Here is a 17,147-nt window from a genome sequence, read left to right as displayed (position 1 = left end):
CCATGGAACCGACCGCCCCGATCACTCAGGATGTTATGACCATCCCACGCAAAGTCGACGAAGGTGGCAAACGCAACCTCGTCGGCCTGACGCGTGATCAATTGCGTGATGTGCTGATCGCCGTCGGCACGCCGGAAAAACAGGCGAAGATGCGGACCGGGCAGGTCTGGCAGTGGATTTACCAATGGGGTGTGCGTGACTTCGATGCCATGACCAACCTCGCCAAGACCTATCGCTTGCTTCTGGCCGAACATTTCGTGATCGAGATTCCCGAAGTCGTAACCCGCCAAGTGTCCGAAGATGGCACACGAAAATATCTTGTCCGCATCGCAGGCGGGCACGAGGTCGAGGTCGTCTATATCCCCGAGGAGGGTCGCGGAACGCTGTGCATCAGTTCGCAAGTCGGCTGCACCCTGACCTGTTCTTTCTGCCACACAGGCACGCAGAAACTGGTGCGCAACCTGATCTCGGCCGAGATTGTCGGGCAGATCATGGTCGCGCGCGACGATCTGGATGAATGGCCCGAACCCGGTGCCCCCAAGGATGAAACCCGTCTGCTGTCCAACATCGTGTTGATGGGCATGGGCGAGCCGCTTTATAATTTCGAAAACGTGCGCGACGCGATGCTGATCGCGATGGACCCGGAAGGCATTCAGCTGTCGCGCCGTCGGATCACTTTGTCCACGTCCGGCGTCGTCCCCGAAATCGCCCGCACTGCCGAAGAAATCGGCTGCCTTCTGGCGATCAGCTTCCACGCCACAACAGACGAGGTGCGCGACAAGCTGGTGCCGATCAACAAGCGCTGGAATATCGAGGAGTTGCTAAGCTCGCTGGCGACTTATCCCAAAGTCTCGAATTCAGAACGGATCACGTTTGAATATGTGATGCTGGACGGCGTGAATGACAGTGATGATGACGCGCATCGTCTGATCGACCACATCAAGCGCCACAACATCCCCGCCAAGATCAACCTGATCCCGTTCAACGAATGGCCGGGCGCACCTTACAAACGGTCATCGAACAACCGCATCCGCGCTTTTGCGAACATCATCTATCAGGCGGGCTACGCGAGTCCTATCCGCAAAACGCGGGGCGAAGATATCATGGCCGCTTGTGGACAGTTGAAATCGGCAACCGAACGCGCGCGGAAATCGAAGCGCCAGATCGAGGCAGAGGCAGGCTTGGGCGAATAACTGCCCATGATCCGGTATAGTTGGCAGATTTCGCGTGATCGCGTAACATTGCCCCTGTGTGATGCAGACCAGTTCGGCCCGCATCACCTCTGGATAAAGGGAGATTTCGCATGAGCTATGTTCAAGGATTCCTCATCCCTGTGCCGATCGACAAAAAGGACGCCTATCGCGACCTTGCGGCCCAGTCCGCGCCGATATTTCAGGAATATGGCGCAACCCGAATTGTCGAGACATGGAGCGAGACGACACCAGACGGCAAGGTCACGGACTTTAAGCGCGCCGTCAAAGCGACGCCTGATGAAGCGGTTGTATTCTCGTGGATCGAATGGCCCGACAAAGACACCTGCGAGGCTGCCGCAAAACGCATGGAATCCGACCCGCGCTGGAAAGAAATGGCCCAGATGCCATTTGACGGCAAACGCATGATCTGGGCCGGGTTCGACCCGATTTTTGAAGTCGAAAGCTGATACAGACCGGCCCGAAAGGTGTTACCGCCCCGGAATATCCGTGCGCTTGCCCGGATTGTCCCAGCCGTCGATCACCTCAATCGCTTCCTGCGCGGTTTCGACGAAACGGAACAGGTCCAGATCGTCGGGGCTGATCGTGCCTGCGTCGGCCAAGGCCTCCCAATTCACAATCCGGGTCCAGAATTCGCGGCCGAACAGCAGGAACGGCACACGTTTCATGCGCCCGGTCTGGATCAGGGTCAGGCTTTCGAACATTTCGTCCAGCGTGCCGAAGCCGCCGGGGAAGATGGCGATCGCCTCGGCGCGCATCAGGAAGTGCATTTTGCGGATGGCGAAATAGTGAAAGTTGAAACACAGGTCGGGTGTCACGTATTCATTCGGCGCCTGTTCATGCGGCAACACGATGTTCAGGCCGATGGACACGCCACCCGCATCAGCCGCGCCGCGGTTCCCGGCTTCCATCACACCCGGCCCGCCACCGGTGACGATCACATTTTCGCGGTGGTTGTTCACTTTGGAACGCAGGGTCATAAGCCGCGCAAACTCGCGCGCCTCATCATAAAACCGTGACAGATCGGCCAGCGTCTGGGTCCGCGCCGTGTCCTTCTTGGCAGGCTCGGGAATGCGCGCGCCACCAAACAGGACAACAGTGCTGTCCACCCCATATTCCTGCATCAACAGTTCAGGTTTCATCAGTTCCAACTGCCAGCGCACTGGGCGCAGGTCGTCGCGGCACATGAATTCCTGGTCGTCATAGGCCAGCTTATAGGCCTGCGCGCGCGTCTGCGGCGTATCTGGCGTATGATGGGCGGCCTTGCGATCCTGTTCGCTGTCGCGGAACGGGTGGTTGCGTTCGTCTTTCATGCTCACTGATCCTGTCACTAATGCGTTCTTCCAAGAGCTATCGCCTTTGACGATGAAGAACCAGTGTTGCGTTTTCACCTTGGCGCGACCGAGTCGCGAAGGCGCAATTCATTGCACAAACCTTCGTTCCCGCTTATAGCCCAATCGAAACCAATTTCGCCCAACGCCAAGCACGGAGCCTCTTCCCATGTCGAATGCCCAACTCGAAGCCGCCATCGAAGCCGCCTGGGAGGCGCGCGATACAATCACCCCCAGCACCACCGGCGAAACTCGTGAAGCCATCGAAGACACGTTGAACGCGCTTGATGGCGGCGGGCTGCGCGTGGCGGAACGTCAGAAGAACGGTGACTGGCATGTGAACCAGTGGGCGAAAAAAGCCGTGCTGCTTGGGTTCCGACTGAAGGACATGGAACAGCACGACGGTGGCCCACAAGGCGCGGGATGGTGGGACAAGGTCGACAGCAAGTTCAAAGGCTGGGGCGATAATCAGTGGAAGGCCGCAGGTTTTCGCGCGGTTCCGAACTGCATCGTGCGCAAATCTGCCTTTATCGCACCCGGCGTCGTCCTGATGCCCAGCTTCGTGAACCTTGGTGCCTATGTGGATGAAGGCACGATGGTCGACACGTGGGCGACGGTCGGCTCCTGCGCCCAGATCGGCAAGAACGTGCACCTGTCGGGCGGTGTCGGCATCGGTGGCGTGCTGGAACCCATGCAGGCTGGCCCGACGATCATCGAAGACAATTGCTTCATCGGCGCGCGGTCAGAGGTGGTCGAAGGCTGCATCGTGCGCGAAGGATCGGTGCTTGGCATGGGCGTGTTCATTGGCCAATCGACCAAGATCGTCGACCGCGAAACCGGCGACATCATGTATGGCGAAGTGCCCCCCTATTCGGTTGTGGTCGCAGGTTCGATGCCCTCAAAAAACGGGATCAACCTGTATTGTGCCGTGATCGTGAAACGGGTCGACGCCAAGACCCGCTCGAAAACCGGGATCAACGACCTGCTGCGCGATTGACGACGGCATATCTGCATTCCAGGGCGCGCCGCAGACAGTCGGCGCGCCTTTTTTCGTAGCTTTTGATAAAAAAGTGACGTATTTCCCGCTCTCCTGCGTATCACCTTCGAACAATGGGAGGTTATCATGATACGTATATTGCTACTCAGTGGTCTGATTGCCGTCGGTTTTGCCGCCGAAGCCGCACAGACTCGCAGCGCGCAACCCCCTTCGGCCTGCACATATTCAGTCTGAACCGGCAAGGCTTGATCCCCGCGCGGATGCAGCCTAAGCCCGGCGCATGGAAAAAGAGAAAAAACCGAAAAAACCGCATCAGGTCTATACCCTGCTGGTCGAGGTTGGTCGCAAAGACGGGGACGGGCTGCCCGAGGGCGCGACCGGTGCTGCATTGGTTTGCTATGCCTCGGGCGTGGACGAGGCCGAAGCGGTGCGCGAAACTGTCGCCATCCTGAAGCAGGCCGATCTGGCGCCTCTGGATGTAAACGGCTATGGGAGTCTGGATGAGCGTCTGGCCGAAGGTCATGACATTCCCGGAGACGAGCGCACCCTGATGGGCCGGGCGCTCAAGGAAAACAGCGTGATCGTTGCCCAGATGACCCCGTTTTTTGACGAGGACAGCTAGATGGGCACCGTTTTCTGGGACCTTGATGGCACCTTGACCGACCCGAAACGCGGCATCACCGGCAGCGTTGTGAAAGCGCTTCGCGAACTTGGGTTGAACGCGCCTTCGCCTGACAATCTGGAATGGGTGATCGGCCCTGCCCTGTTATGGAGTTTCGAAAAGCTCGGCACGCCGGACCCCCAGACCGCGCTGGAACATTACAGGGTGTTTTATGAAGATAAGGGCGGCATGTATGATTGCACCGTCTACGACGGGATCCCAGAGGCGTTGACCACCATCGGCGCGCGTCACGTGATGCACATCGCCACCGCGAAACCCCACGCCTATGCCCGGAAGATCACGGCTCATTTTGGGTTGTCGAAATTCATGGCTCAAGAATTCGGCCCCGAGTTGGACGGCACTCGCAATGACAAAGCCGAGTTGCTGGCTTATGCCCTGACGCAGACCGGGGATGATCCGGCGCACTGCATCATGATCGGGGATCGGCACTATGACCTGAACGCCGCCCGCGCCGTCGGCATGAAGTTTGTTGCGGTCGAATGGGGTTATGGCGGAGCGGACGATCTGTCAGATGCAGATGCCCATGTGAACACACCCGGTGAACTGCCGGGTATTGTCGATCAGTTCTTGGCTTAGAAACTACCGATCACTCGGTCCGCACAATGGTCAGGAATTGATTCGGCAGGTTGGTGTCCGGTTCAATCAACGCAAGCAGCGGGATGGTGATTTCGGCAGTTTTTCCGTCCTCTGACAATATGCCATTGGTCTCGACAATTTCCTTGCCGGTGATTGTCATATGGATGCGGCGGCCCTGAAAGGCCTGTTGCAGCATTCCCATCATCGACGGATCCACACCGCTTTCGGCAGCGGCCTGCTTCACCTCGGCCAGATCAAAGATCAGCCTAACATAGGGGCCATCCATCCGTTCAATGGTAACACCTTGATTGTGGTTCACTCCGCCACTCGCTGCATTCTGTTTGCCGGTCTCGATCTCGGCAATCAGATTGTCTATCGTGTCGGTCTTTTCCACCCGGCAACTGAACGACCCGTCTGCATTCGGTGTACCGACGCCTTCCTCGCACGGGTCTTGCCCGCTCTGGACGATCATTCCGTACATCTCTGGTCCCAAAATCATATGCGCCGACATGGTTGCCGTTTCATCGTCATGCACGACAAAATCCAGATCGGCGTTGAAGCAGGCCGACAGGGGAAGGACAACCAAAAAGAACAGTAGTTTTTTCATAGAAGGCTCCGAAACGGCCACAAAGGGTTGCACGCAGGTTAGAACGGCCCCCACCCAAGGTCCAGCCTGACCATTGCAACACACCTCGGCGACCACAGATTGCCCTGCCCCCACCAACCTATTACAGATGTTGGAAAGGAGCACGCAAACATGCCCGACACATCCCATACACCGGTCGACCCGGTGGCCCTGACACAGCAACTGGTGCAATGCCCATCGGTGACACCGGAAGAAGGTGGGGCATTGCGATTGCTTGAGAAACTGTTGTCGGATGCGGGCTTTGCCTGCACCCGGATCGACCGGGGCGGCGTGTCGAACCTGTTTGCCCGATGGGGCTCGGGAAATGCCCGCACGCTGGGCTTCAACGGCCATACAGACGTGGTACCGGTGGGCGACGCGGATGCCTGGACCGTTGACCCTTTCGGGGCGGAAATTCGGGACGGGTATCTTTACGGGCGTGGCGCGACGGACATGAAATCCGGCGTGGCCGCATGGGTCGCCGCAGCCATTGATTTTGTGGCGGATGCGCCCGAAAACGCCTCGCTGGTCATCACCATCACCGGCGACGAAGAAGGCGACGCCACCGATGGCACGACCGCCATTCTGGATTGGATGGCCGATACGGGCGAGGGTATGGACGACTGCATCGTTGGCGAACCAACCAGCCCAGACATAATGGGCGAAATGATGAAAATCGGGCGGCGCGGGTCGATGACGACGTTTTTCACGGCGCGCGGTGTGCAGGGCCATTCCGCCTATCCCCACCGCGCTCTGAACCCGGTGCCCGCGCTGGCGCAGTTGATCGCCGACCTTACAGGGCACGAGATGGACAAGGGCACCGACCATTTCGACGCTTCGACTTTGGCGGTGACGACCTTTGACACCGGAAACCCTGCCACCAACGTCATTCCTGCCGAATGCAAGGCGACAGTGAACATCCGCTTCAACGATGCCCACACTTCAGACGACCTGATCCAATGGCTCGCCACAGAAGCCGCCCGCGTTGGCAAGGCCACCGGCGTTGATATCGAGATGACTACAAAAGTGTCGGGCGAAAGTTTCATCACGCCACCCGGCGCGCTTTCGGATCTTGTTGCCAATGCGGTCGAAGCCGAGGTCGGACGACGGCCAGAAGCGTCCACAACCGGCGGCACCTCCGACGCACGCTTCGTCAAGAATATCTGCCCAGTCGTCGAGTTTGGCCTTGTCGGCAGAACCATGCATCAGGTGGACGAACGGGTGGAAGTGGCCCAGATCGGACAGCTGAAAACCATATATTCACGCATTATCCGGGATTATTTTGCATGAGCCAGATCCCTACCAAACAGGACATCCTGAACTGGATTTCCGAAAACCCGACCCAAACCGGCAAGCGCGACATCGCGCGGGCCTTCGGGATCAAGGGGGCAGCGCGCATCGACCTGAAACGCCTGCTGAAAGAGTTGGAAGCCGAAGGCCATCTGGCAAAGCGCGGCAAGACCTACCGTGACCCTGACAAACTCCCGCCCGTCGCGGTTCTGCGGGTGGACGCAGCCGATGCCGACGGCGACATGTATGCCACGCCGATGGAATGGGCAGGCGAAGGGGCCGTCCCCCGCGCGCTTCTGGTGATGAAAAGCTCGGACCCCGCGTTGGAACAAGGCGAGCGTATTCTGGCTCGCATGACCGAAGTGCAGGACGAGCCCTATGGCTACGAGGCGCGGCTGATCCGTCGCATCGGCACCAATCCGATCCGCATTCTGGGCATCTATCGAAAAGGGTCGGACGGCGGACGTATCGTGCCGGTCGACAAGGGGCAGGACAAGGAATGGCGGGTCGACCCCGGTGCCGATGAAGGCGCGAAAGATGGCGAACTGGTCGAGGCACAGCAATCCGGTCCGAAATCCCGTATGGGCTTGCCGCGCGCGCGTATTGTCGCCCGGCTGGGCGATCCGACCGCCCCCAAGGCGGTGAGTCTTATCGCGATCCACCAACATGGTATCCCCGACGCGTTTCCAGACAACGTGATTGAAGAAGCCGACGCGATGAAACCTGCGGGACTGAAAGGGCGCGAAGACCTGCGCCACCTGCCGCTGATCACCATCGACCCTTCGGATGCCCGTGACCATGATGATGCCTGCTATGCGCACGCTGACGACAACCCGAAAAACCCCGGCGGCCATGTGGTCTGGGTCGCCATAGCGGATGTCGCGCATTACGTGACCCCCGGCTCGGATCTGGATTTCGAGGCCCGACGGCGCGGCAACTCGACCTATTTCCCCGACCGTGTGGTGCCGATGCTGCCTGACCGGCTGTCAGGCGATCTGTGCAGCCTGCACGAAGGCGTGCCGCGCGCTTGTATCGCCGTGCGTATGGTGCTGGACGCACAAGGGCACAAACTCAGCCACAGCTTCATTCGCGGGCTGATGAAGTCCCACGCGTCGCTGAATTATGCCGAGGTTCAGGCCGCGCAGGACGGAAACCCCAACGAGAAATGCGCGCCTTTGATGGACGATGTCATCGCGCCACTATTTGCCGCGTATGAAGTGACCAAACAGGCGCGTGCGTCACGCCAACCGCTGGATTTGGATCTGCCAGAACGAAAGATCATTCTGGACGACGAAGGCAAGGTCACATCGGTCGCCTATGCCGAACGGTTCGACGCGCACCGTTTGATCGAGGAATTCATGATCCTTGCCAATGTCGCCGCCGCCGAAGAACTGACCCGCTTGCGTCGCCCGCTTTTGTTCCGGGTTCACGAAGAACCAAGCCCCGAGAAGCTGGAGGCGCTGCGTGAGGTCGCACAAGCGTCCGGGTTCACGTTGGCCAAGGGACAAGTGCTGAAAACCCGCCACTTGAACAACCTGCTGGCTCAGGCTCAGGACACCGAGTTTGACGAACTGGTTAACCTGTCCACCCTAAGATCAATGTCGCAAGCCTATTATTATCCCGAGAATTTCGGGCATTTCGGGCTGGCGCTGCAATCTTATGCGCATTTCACATCGCCCATCCGGCGCTATTCCGACCTGATCGTGCACCGCGCCCTGATCTCTGGCCATGGCTGGGGCAAGGATGGCCTTAGCCCCGAGGATATCGAACGGCTTGAGGCCACGGCCCAGCACATCTCGGAAACCGAGCGGCGGTCGATGGCAGCCGAACGTGACACCACCGACCGCTATCTGGCGGCCTTTCTGGCCGAACGGGTCGGCAACGAGTTTACCGGGCGCGTGTCCGGCATCGCGCGGTTTGGCCTTTTCGTGAAACTGGACGAGACAGGTGCCGACGGGCTGGTGCCCATCAGTTCGCTGGGCAACGAGTATTTCCGCCATGATAAAGACGAACAGGTGCTGGTGGGCGAGCGGTCCGGGTTGGTGATCGGTCTTGGGCAACGCGTGACCGTCCGACTGGCCGAAGCCATTCCCACGACCGGCGGGCTGACGCTTGAACTTCTGAACATTGAAGGGCGCAAACTGACCCCCAGCAGAACCCGAAAAGGGGGGAAGTCGGTGCCAAATAAACCCATGACCACAAAGCGGAAATCCGCAAAGACAAAAAAGAAAGTGAAGCGATCTCGTAAGTAGTTGGTAATGTCCATGTGGGACAATTGATTTGAGTTGGTGTTGAACAGTACGATGTTAGAAACAGATTTTAAGGCATGGTGTCATGCCTTCCAGAAACGCGCTGATCAGGCTGGGGTTTCGGCCCAGACGTTAGAGTTTTGCGCGAGTTACTTGCGACCTGATCCGCGCGTGCTTGAGAGGCAATCAAATCAGTCCGAATTCACGCTCAACATCTCGCAATATCTTGATCGCGCGGTGACGGATAACCGCATTCGCAAGGGACGCGCGCGGTTTCGAGCCAACCGCGCGCTTTTGAACAGTATCTCAGAACAATTTGGTGTGGACGCGCAGGTCATTCTGGCCATTTGGGGGCTGGAAACCGATTACGGTGCGACGCGCGGCGATTGGCCGGTTCTGACCGCGCTCGCAACCCTGGCACAATCCGGACACCGTTCCGAGTTTTTCGAAGATGAGCTGATTGCCGCATTGATGATCATTGATGCCGGTGACATTGCCCCCGCTTCCATGCTGGGATCCTGGGCCGGGGCCATGGGGCATGGGCAGTTCCTGCCGTCGAGCTATCAACGCTTCGCGGTCGACAGTGATGGGGACGGGCGGCGCGATATCTGGGGCGACGATCCGCAAGACGGGTTGGCCTCAATCGCGAACTACCTTGCCGAACATGGCTGGCGCATGAGCCGCCCCTGCCGCGTCGAGGTCACATTGCCCAGCGGGTTCGACTATGCTTTGGCGGGCCGTCAAACGAAGCGACCGGTCCTGGACTGGGCGGGGATGGGCGTCCGCTCGGCAGATGGCGGACCGGTTCCGGACTATGGCGACGCCTCGGTCGTTCTGCCATCTGGGGCAAGTGGTCCTGCCTTCATGACATTTGGCAATTTCGAGGTGTTGCTGACTTACAACCGTGCCGAAGCCTATGCCATCGCCGCCGGGTATCTGGCGGATCGAGTGCAGGGCGGGCGACCGATCAAAACCAGATGCCCGGGCGATCTTGTTGTGTTGACGCGCGACAGGATGCGCGAAGTGCAGGAGCGTTTGACGACAGCCGGATATGACACGCAAGGCGTCGATGGGTTCCCCGGCCCCAACACCGCGGCTGCGTTGCGATCTTATCAACGCGACCGCGGATTGGTCGCAGACGGGTTCGGGTCCGGCGCGATACTTGACCGGCTTCGCGCCGAGGATGGCTGATCAGCGGTCATTCGAACTCCATCTCAGTGAAAACCTGACCGGCATTCCTGGTGGCCAACTCTTCAAACGTGTCATGACGCGCGAACGGTGACTGGTCGACATAATAGGCGTCTTCCAACGTGCCGCCGTTGTCCAGCAGTTTGCCGACCTCGGCGCGCAGATGTTTCAGATATCCGATCGTGTGTTCTTCGACCTGCGCCATGTTGGTGGGGTAGCCGTGGCCGGGAATCACATAGGTCGCACCCAGCGGGGCAAAGGTGGTTTCCCAGGTTTCGATCCAGCAGCTTGTGCAAGTGTCTTCGAAAATTGGCGGGATACGGTTGTGAAAGGCCATGTCGCCTGCAATCACCAACCCATCATCCGGCAGCCACACCTGAATATCGCCGGGGCTGTGGGCCGGGCCGGAATAGAGCACTTCGATAGTCTTGTTGCCCATTGTGATGGTTTCTTTTTCTTCAAACGTGCGGGTTGGTCCCATCGGCACCGTCCCCTCTGCGTTTTCGCGCGCATAGCGTGTCATGCCGTCATATATCTGGGCAGAATATTCTTCGAACTCTTGGGCGGCATCGACATGGGCCAGCACTTCGACCCCTTGGTCGATCCAGTAATTGTTGCCCAGCATTGCGTGCCCCTGTCCGTTCTCGTTGATTACGAGCTTGACGGGTTGGTCCGTGATCGCCTTGATTTCTTCATGTAATGCCGCGGCCAGCTTGGCGTTGGCACCTGCATTGATCACCACGACGCCATCGCCAGTCACAATGAAACTGAGGTTGTTGTTATGGCCTGCATTCTCATAACCCGGAGGTGCGGTGGCCCCGATGGCCGACCAGACATCCGGGATCACCTCGACCGGTTTTTCATAAAGCACCGAGTCAGGATACTGGTCGAGGATTTCTTGATCGGCAAAAGCTGCCAGTGTGATCAGAGATAAAACGGCTGTGAAGAAGCGTAACATGGAGTCCTCCGGCAATCTGTTCGGATCAGATTGTCACATTCGAATGTGATTATCCAGAGTCTAGGCAGGGGCGCTGCCCCTACGGTCCAATCTTCCGATTGGACCTACCCCGGGATATTTCCAGCCAGAAGAAACGGTCAGGGACGCGCGGTTTCGGCGGCAGCGCGCAAGGCGCGAATGTTCTGGCCATAGACCTCTGGTGTGTCGACGGAGCCGCCTTTGAACACGGCGGAGCCTGCGACCAGCACGTCCGCACCCGCTTCGGCGACCAGAGGCGCGGTTTCGGTGGTCACGCCGCCGTCGATCTGGATATGAATCGGGCGATCGCCGATCATCTGGCGCAAACGACGGGTTTTCTCGACACCCGAGTGGATGAATTTCTGACCCCCGAAACCCGGGTTCACGGTCATGATTAGCACCATGTCCACTAAGTCGAGCACATGTTCGATGCTGTCTAGTGGCGTGCCGGGGTTCAGGCTGACGCCTGCTTTTACACCCTGCGCCTTGATGGCTTGCAGCGTGCGGTGGATATGGGGTCCGGCTTCGACATGCGCTGTGATCATGTCGGCGCCCGCCTCGGCATAGGCTTCGATATAGGGATCAACCGGCGCGATCATCAGGTGCACATCCATGAAGGTTGTTACATGCGGGCGAAAGGCTTTCACGGCGGGCGGGCCGAAGGTCAGGTTTGGAACGAAATGACCGTCCATCACATCCACATGCACCCAATCCGCGCCCTGAGCTTCAATAGCCTGAATTTCCTGCCCAAAATTGGCGAAATCGGCAGAAAGGATCGAGGGGGCGATCTTGATGGAACGGTCAAAGGACATGATGGGATCTCCGGCAGCGATGTGTGCCGTCCTTATAGCGGGAATATCGCATTTGCGAAGGGCGAAACACCTCAGCGACGCGGCAATTCGGGATCACATTTTTTGCCTTGCATGCAACTTTCGATTTTGCGGATGGTTTTCCGATCCGGTTTGCCAAAAGCAAATTCCCCGCAAGGATCGACCTGAAGCAAATAGTGCCCGTTTTTCCGTTTCAAAAACACGAGATGTTCGGCACCGTTCTGGATCCGGGCACACCATGGCCCCCGGCATTGCAAGTTGATCTTCATGTCGCGTGCGAAGGGAGCATCAAACCCTGATGGGGTAAGACTTTTGCCTTTGATCCTACCGGTCAGGAAATTGTTTGGTCTGACGTCCTGTTGCCGAGGCCAATCCACTTCAGGCACCTTGCTTTCATCAAAGCTCAGCCGACCCAATACGGCGACATACTGATCGTCGGAGTCGGCGGCCTCAATAAACGCGGCAATGGCATTGTATGGCTGGCAGGACAGGGCAAGCGCGGTATCCGGCACCATGAAAAGTGCGGCAAGCAGCGGACCTCGCATCACAGATGGCCCCGGAAACCCTTGATCACGGCATCATAAATATCGCGCTTGAATGGCACAATGTTGGCCACCACTTCGTCGGGGTCCATCCAGGCCCATTGGCTGAACTCGGGGTGTTTGGTTTCGATGTTCACAGCGCTGTCATCGCCCAAAAAACGCACAAGAAACCAACGCTGTTTCTGTCCGCGAAATTGCCCCTTCCAGATGCGCGGCACCACCTCATGGGGCAGATCATAGGGCAACCAGTCGGGAAGTTCGGCTTCGATCTGCACAAGGTCGCGTGTTACTCCGGTTTCTTCCCACAATTCGCGCAAGGCTGCCTCACGCGGGTCTTCGCCTGCTTCCACCCCGCCCTGAGGCATTTGCCAGGCCGTTTTGGTGCCCAGCTTCGGCGCGTCCAGCCGCTGTCCGACGAACAGTTTTCCGTCACGGTTTACAAGCATGATGCCGACGCAGGGACGATAAGGCAGCTTTTCGATATCTGCAGGTGTCATAACGACCTCGTATTTCGGTGAAGCTTTGTTGGCGATACAGCGTTGGCGTAGCGGGTGAAAACGCAAACGGGCCACCCTTCTGGGCGGCCCTTCGAGAATTTTCACACCCGCCTACTGCGCCAGAGCAATGGTTGACAGGCCTTTGATCAGATCGACCGCGTAGGACAGTTGAAAGTCGTCATCGCGCAGCTTGGCGGCTTCTTCTGCCGCCTCGCGCTCTTCTTCGATCTGGCGTTGTTCGTCCTCGGTCAGACTGTCATTGTTCAGGCTGCCGCGCAGATCGGCTTCGGTCCGCTGCGGGCGCGCATCCTCGTCCTCATTCTCGGCTTCCGGCAGGCGGGGGGGTTGCTGCACCACGATGTCCGGGGATACGCCGAGCGCCTGGATGGAACGCCCCGATGGAGTGTAATAGCGCGCCGTGGTCAGACGCATCGCGCCGTCGGAGGCCAGCGGCATAACCGTCTGCACCGACCCTTTGCCGAAGCTCTTGGTGCCAACCACGATGGCGCGACGGTGATCCTGAAGCGCGCCTGCGACAATCTCGGAGGCTGACGCAGAGCCGCCATTGATCAAAACGACCATCGGCTTTCCTTCGGCCAGATCACCTGCTTCGGCATTCACACGTTCGCTTTCACTGGGGTTGCGACCACGAGTCGATACAATCTCGCCGCTTTCAAGGAAGGCGTCCGACACTTCGATAGCCTGGTTCAGAAGGCCGCCGGGATTGTTTCGCAAATCCAATACGAAGCCATCGACATTCTCCATCCCGCCCAAGGATTCGACCTCGCGCGCCAGCCCTTCGGCCATATTGGAATAGGTTTGATCGTTGAAAGTCGTCACCCGCAAAACAATGGTATTGCCGACCGATCGGGCTGTGGCCGCAGTCAGCTTGATCGTGTCGCGGATGATTGACACGTCAAACGGTTCATCCACGCCTTCACGCACCACGGTGATGATAATCTCGGATCCGACCGGGCCACGCAGCATGTTGACCGCCTCGTCCAATGTCAGCCCTATCAGGGCTTCGCCATCGACATGCGTGATATAGTCACCGGATTCCACACCGGCATCATCCGCTGGCGTGCCATCCATCGGTGACACGACGCGCACGAAGCCCTCTTCCTGCGTCACCTCGATGCCAAGCCCACCGAAGGAACCGCGCGTCTGCACACGCATGTCGGCGGCATCTTTGGGGGATAGATAGCTGGAATGCGGATCAAGCGAGGTCAGCATCCCATCAATCGCCGCTTCGATCAGGTCCGCCGCGTCAACTTCTTCCACATATTGCGCGCGTATACGTTCGAAGATGTCGCCAAACAAGTCCAACTGCTCGTAAACGCTGGAGTTTTTGGCGGCGTCCTGCGCAAGTAGCGGCCCGGCCACTTGCGTGGTCAGCACTGCGCCTGCCAAGGTGCCCCCAAGGGCGGCCATTACGAATTTCCTCATCAGTTTATTCCTTGCCTGCCGCGAACCAGTCGTTGGGGTCCACGGGCGTTCCGTTCTCTCTTAGCTCTATATAAAGCGTTTCCGACGCGTCTGCGCCAGTTCCTTCCTCCGCAGCGATCAAAAACGCTTGATCGTCGCTGATCGTGGCACCCGCCATCAGGCCGATGGGCGCGCCTTGCGGCAGCACTTCCCCCACCTCGCCATACAATTGGCCCAGCCCGGCCAAGACCATCAAATAGCCGTCGCCTGGTTCGATGATGGCGATATTGCCATAGTCCAGCAGCGGGCCAAGATACCGGATCGTCGCGGGCCATGGCGTTGTCACAATGGCCATGGGTCGGGTGGCAATGACATATCCGGGGCGACGCACACCGGCGGCATCGACCTCGTTGAAGCGGCGAATGATCTGGCCCAGGGCAGGCATGGCCAGTCGCCCTTTCACGCTGGTAAAATCCTGCGTATCGGCGGCATTGCCCTGCGGCACGGGTTCTGACATCAGACCGTCGGCGAAACTGGCCAAGGTGTCTGCGCTTTCGACAAGCGTTTGCATTCGTGCATCATCAGCGACGAAGCGGCGCGGCAGTTCGGTGCGTCGGGCAACGGCAAGGCTGAGTTCAAATCGGGCGTCCTGCGCCCCTTCCAGCCCGGATTTCAAGGTATCGACCGCGTTTTCCTGCAAGGCGCGCAGGGTTTGAAGCTCTTCCAGATCGCGGCGTAGGCGTTCCGCCTTGGCCAGCAAGGCAGGGGCGACATCGGACAGAATCATACCGGACCGAGCGGTGCCAATCGGGCCAGCGGGATGGACCAGCAAGGCAGGTTCCGGCGCGCGTTCGATGGTTTGCAGGACGCCCAGAAGCTGGGACAATTTCTCGCTTTCGGCAGTCAATGCCCCTTGGATCGTCGCCTCACGCAGGCTCGCGCGGCGCAATCCGTCCCGCAATGCGCCCAACCCTTTTTCATAGGCCAGAACGGTTTGCGTCAGGGCTGAGATTCGGTCGTTTGATTTCTCGGCCTCGGCCAGAGCGACAGTTGCTTTGTCCAGCGCCAACATCGCAGCCTGCGCCGTTTCAATCGGGTTCGTCTGCGCGCGCACCGCCAGGGTGGGCGCCAGCACTGACAGTGCCGTTCCCGTCAGCAGAGGTATGAGGCGTCCGGCTCGCATCACCGGCGGATCAGGCTTTCGCCGGTCATTTCGGCAGGTTGTTCCAGCCCCATCAGTTCAAGCAATGTCGGGGCAAGATCGGCCAACCGACCCGGGGCGAGCGTGGCACCCTCCGGTCCGCCGAACATGATGACCGGCACCAGATTGGTAGTATGCGCTGTGTGCGGGCCGTTGGTGCTGTCGTCCCACATGGTTTCACAATTGCCGTGATCGGCAGTCACGATCATCGCGCCGCCAACCTCTTTCAGTGCGGCCAGCACTTGCCCCAGCCCAGCATCAACGGCTTCGCAGGCTGCGACGGCTGCATCCAGATCACCGGTATGCCCGACCATATCGGGGTTGGCATAATTGGTGACGATCAGGTCAAACTGATCGCGAATTGCGCCGACGAAATGCTCGGTAACTTCGGGTGCCGACATCTCGGGCTGCAAGTCATAGGTCGCGACCTTTGGACTGGCCGCCATATAGCGGACCTCGCGCTCGACCGGTTCTTCCTTGCCGCCGTTCAGGAAGAACGTGACATGGGGGTATTTCTCGGTCTCGGCGATATGAAACTGGTTTTTACCATGCTTGGCGACCCATTCGGCCAAGGTGTTCACGATGTCGCGCTTGAGAAAACAGGTGGTCATATAGGCGTTATGGGCGTCAGAGTATTCGACCATGCCCAGTCGCGCCGACAGGGCCGGTCGCGGGCCGGTGGTAAATTCACCAAAGCCCGGTTCACCAATGGCGCGCAGAATCTCGCGGGCACGGTCGGCACGGAAATTCACGAAGAACAGCCCATCGCCGTCCTTCATACCTGGATAGCCCCCGATCACTGCGGGCTGGATGAACTCGTCCGTTTCGCCCTTGTCATAGGCGGCAGCGATGGCGTCATCTGCGCTCGCAACGGCATCACCCTGCCCTTTGACCATTGCGTCAAAGGCCCGGCTGACCCGATCCCAGCGACTGTCGCGATCCATCGCGAAATAGCGCCCGACCACGGTGACGATCCGTGCGCCATCGGGCAGCGCGGCTTCAAACGCCGCGATCTGCTCGCGCGCGGATTGCGGGGGCACGTCGCGCCCATCGGTGATCGCATGAACCGCTACGGACAACCCCGCATCGGTCAAAGCCTTGGCCGCCGCGACAAGATGATCCTGATGACTGTGAACCCCGCCCGGGCTGACCAGACCGGCGATATGGGCAATACCGCCAGCGGCCTTTACCTTGACTGCGAAGTCCAGCAGAGCTTCATTCTTGAAGAACGACCCATCCTCGATCGCCAGATCAATCTGGCCCAGATCCATCGCCACGACGCGGCCTGCGCCAATATTCATGTGCCCCACTTCGGAATTGCCCATCTGTCCGGTCGGCAAGCCAACATCGGGCCCATGGGTGATCAGCGTGTTATTCGGGCAATTGGCCATCAACCAATCATAATTGGGCGTGTTGGCAAGCACCGGCGCATTATAGTCACGGGCGTCACGCAGCCCCCAGCCATCTAGAATACACAGAACGACGGGCTTGGGCGTGGTCATATCAAAGGATCCTCTGGCTGCTTAC

Annotated in this window: 17 protein-coding genes; 8 read left to right on the top strand and 9 right to left on the bottom strand. The window is 58.9% G+C overall.

Annotated features, from left to right (window positions below; genetic code table 11):
• Positions 1–2: 2 nt before the first annotated feature.
• On the top strand, positions 3–1,193 hold the full coding sequence (gene rlmN, locus AC13C8_RS19485; RefSeq protein ID WP_482848769.1) for a dual-specificity RNA methyltransferase RlmN: 1,191 nt from the start codon (positions 3–5) through the stop codon (positions 1,191–1,193).
• A gap of 110 nt (positions 1,194–1,303) precedes the next feature.
• Entirely contained in the window at positions 1,304–1,660 is a 357-nt protein-coding gene (locus AC13C8_RS19480) for a DUF1428 domain-containing protein (RefSeq protein WP_091431509.1), read from the top strand.
• Positions 1,661–1,681: 21 nt separating this feature from the next.
• Here the strand turns inward: AC13C8_RS19480 and AC13C8_RS19475 are convergent, their stop codons facing one another.
• Positions 1,682–2,524, bottom strand: coding sequence for an LOG family protein (locus AC13C8_RS19475; RefSeq protein WP_091431512.1), 843 nt, complete (start codon positions 2,522–2,524; stop codon positions 1,682–1,684).
• A 187-nt stretch (positions 2,525–2,711) separates the two neighbouring features.
• Here AC13C8_RS19475 and dapD point away from each other — a divergent pair, with 187 nt between their 5' ends.
• The 3 genes from dapD (at position 2,712) to AC13C8_RS19460 (ending at position 4,797) form a co-directional block, all read left to right on the top strand.
• Entirely contained in the window at positions 2,712–3,539 is an 828-nt protein-coding gene (gene dapD, locus AC13C8_RS19470; protein WP_091431514.1) for a 2,3,4,5-tetrahydropyridine-2,6-dicarboxylate N-succinyltransferase, read from the top strand.
• A 280-nt stretch (positions 3,540–3,819) separates the two neighbouring features.
• Positions 3,820–4,161, top strand: coding sequence for a hypothetical protein (locus tag AC13C8_RS19465; protein ID WP_091431516.1), 342 nt, complete (start codon positions 3,820–3,822; stop codon positions 4,159–4,161).
• A complete protein-coding gene (locus AC13C8_RS19460; RefSeq protein WP_482848768.1) occupies positions 4,162–4,797 on the top strand; it encodes an HAD hydrolase-like protein in 636 nt (211 codons plus the stop codon).
• A 10-nt stretch (positions 4,798–4,807) separates the two neighbouring features.
• Here AC13C8_RS19460 and AC13C8_RS19455 read toward each other — a convergent pair whose 3' ends face one another.
• Complete coding sequence (locus AC13C8_RS19455) at positions 4,808–5,404, bottom strand: hypothetical protein (protein ID WP_482848767.1); 597 nt, start codon at positions 5,402–5,404, stop codon at positions 4,808–4,810.
• A 150-nt stretch (positions 5,405–5,554) separates the two neighbouring features.
• Between AC13C8_RS19455 and dapE the strand changes: the two genes are divergently transcribed.
• Genes dapE through AC13C8_RS19440 form a run of 3 tightly spaced genes read left to right on the top strand, consistent with a single transcriptional unit; the run spans position 5,555 to position 10,152 of the window.
• On the top strand, positions 5,555–6,712 hold the full coding sequence (gene dapE / locus AC13C8_RS19450; RefSeq protein ID WP_482848766.1) for a succinyl-diaminopimelate desuccinylase: 1,158 nt from the start codon (positions 5,555–5,557) through the stop codon (positions 6,710–6,712).
• Positions 6,709–8,964, top strand: a complete 2,256-nt coding sequence (gene rnr / locus AC13C8_RS19445) for a ribonuclease R (protein ID WP_482848765.1) — start codon at positions 6,709–6,711, stop codon at positions 8,962–8,964. Before dapE ends, rnr begins: the two co-directional genes overlap by 4 nt.
• Before the next feature lie 51 nt (positions 8,965–9,015).
• Positions 9,016–10,152: a lytic murein transglycosylase gene (locus tag AC13C8_RS19440; protein WP_482848764.1), complete on the top strand. Its 1,137-nt coding sequence runs from the start codon at positions 9,016–9,018 to the stop codon at positions 10,150–10,152.
• Between the two features lie 7 nt (positions 10,153–10,159).
• On the opposite strand, the gene AC13C8_RS19435 is transcribed toward AC13C8_RS19440, so the two are convergent.
• The 7 genes from AC13C8_RS19435 to gpmI form a co-directional block, all read right to left on the bottom strand.
• On the bottom strand, positions 10,160–11,107 hold the full coding sequence (locus AC13C8_RS19435; RefSeq protein ID WP_482848763.1) for an MBL fold metallo-hydrolase: 948 nt from the start codon (positions 11,105–11,107) through the stop codon (positions 10,160–10,162).
• A gap of 137 nt (positions 11,108–11,244) precedes the next feature.
• Positions 11,245–11,937, bottom strand: coding sequence for a ribulose-phosphate 3-epimerase (gene rpe / locus AC13C8_RS19430; protein ID WP_482848762.1), 693 nt, complete (start codon positions 11,935–11,937; stop codon positions 11,245–11,247).
• A 71-nt stretch (positions 11,938–12,008) separates the two neighbouring features.
• Positions 12,009–12,500 carry a hypothetical protein gene (locus AC13C8_RS19425; protein WP_482848761.1) on the bottom strand — a complete coding sequence of 164 codons (492 nt, stop codon included), beginning with the start codon at positions 12,498–12,500 and terminating at the stop codon, positions 12,009–12,011.
• Complete coding sequence (locus AC13C8_RS19420; RefSeq protein WP_091431533.1) at positions 12,500–12,994, bottom strand: RNA pyrophosphohydrolase; 495 nt, start codon at positions 12,992–12,994, stop codon at positions 12,500–12,502. Before AC13C8_RS19420 ends, AC13C8_RS19425 begins: the two co-directional genes overlap by 1 nt.
• 111 nt (positions 12,995–13,105) lie before the next feature.
• Positions 13,106–14,440, bottom strand: coding sequence for a S41 family peptidase (locus AC13C8_RS19415; RefSeq protein ID WP_482848760.1), 1,335 nt, complete (start codon positions 14,438–14,440; stop codon positions 13,106–13,108).
• A 4-nt stretch (positions 14,441–14,444) separates the two neighbouring features.
• Positions 14,445–15,602, bottom strand: a complete 1,158-nt coding sequence (locus tag AC13C8_RS19410; protein WP_482848759.1) for a murein hydrolase activator EnvC family protein — start codon at positions 15,600–15,602, stop codon at positions 14,445–14,447.
• Positions 15,602–17,122, bottom strand: coding sequence for a 2,3-bisphosphoglycerate-independent phosphoglycerate mutase (gene gpmI, locus AC13C8_RS19405; RefSeq protein WP_482848758.1), 1,521 nt, complete (start codon positions 17,120–17,122; stop codon positions 15,602–15,604). The genes AC13C8_RS19410 and gpmI overlap by 1 nt, the downstream gene beginning before the upstream one ends.
• Positions 17,123–17,147 lie beyond the last annotated feature (25 nt).

The sequence above is a fragment of the Aliiroseovarius sp. B-4 genome (genome assembly GCF_056857795.1).
The sequence above is the reverse complement of the archived record's forward strand: the minus strand, read 5'-3'. Positions and strand labels throughout refer to the sequence as shown.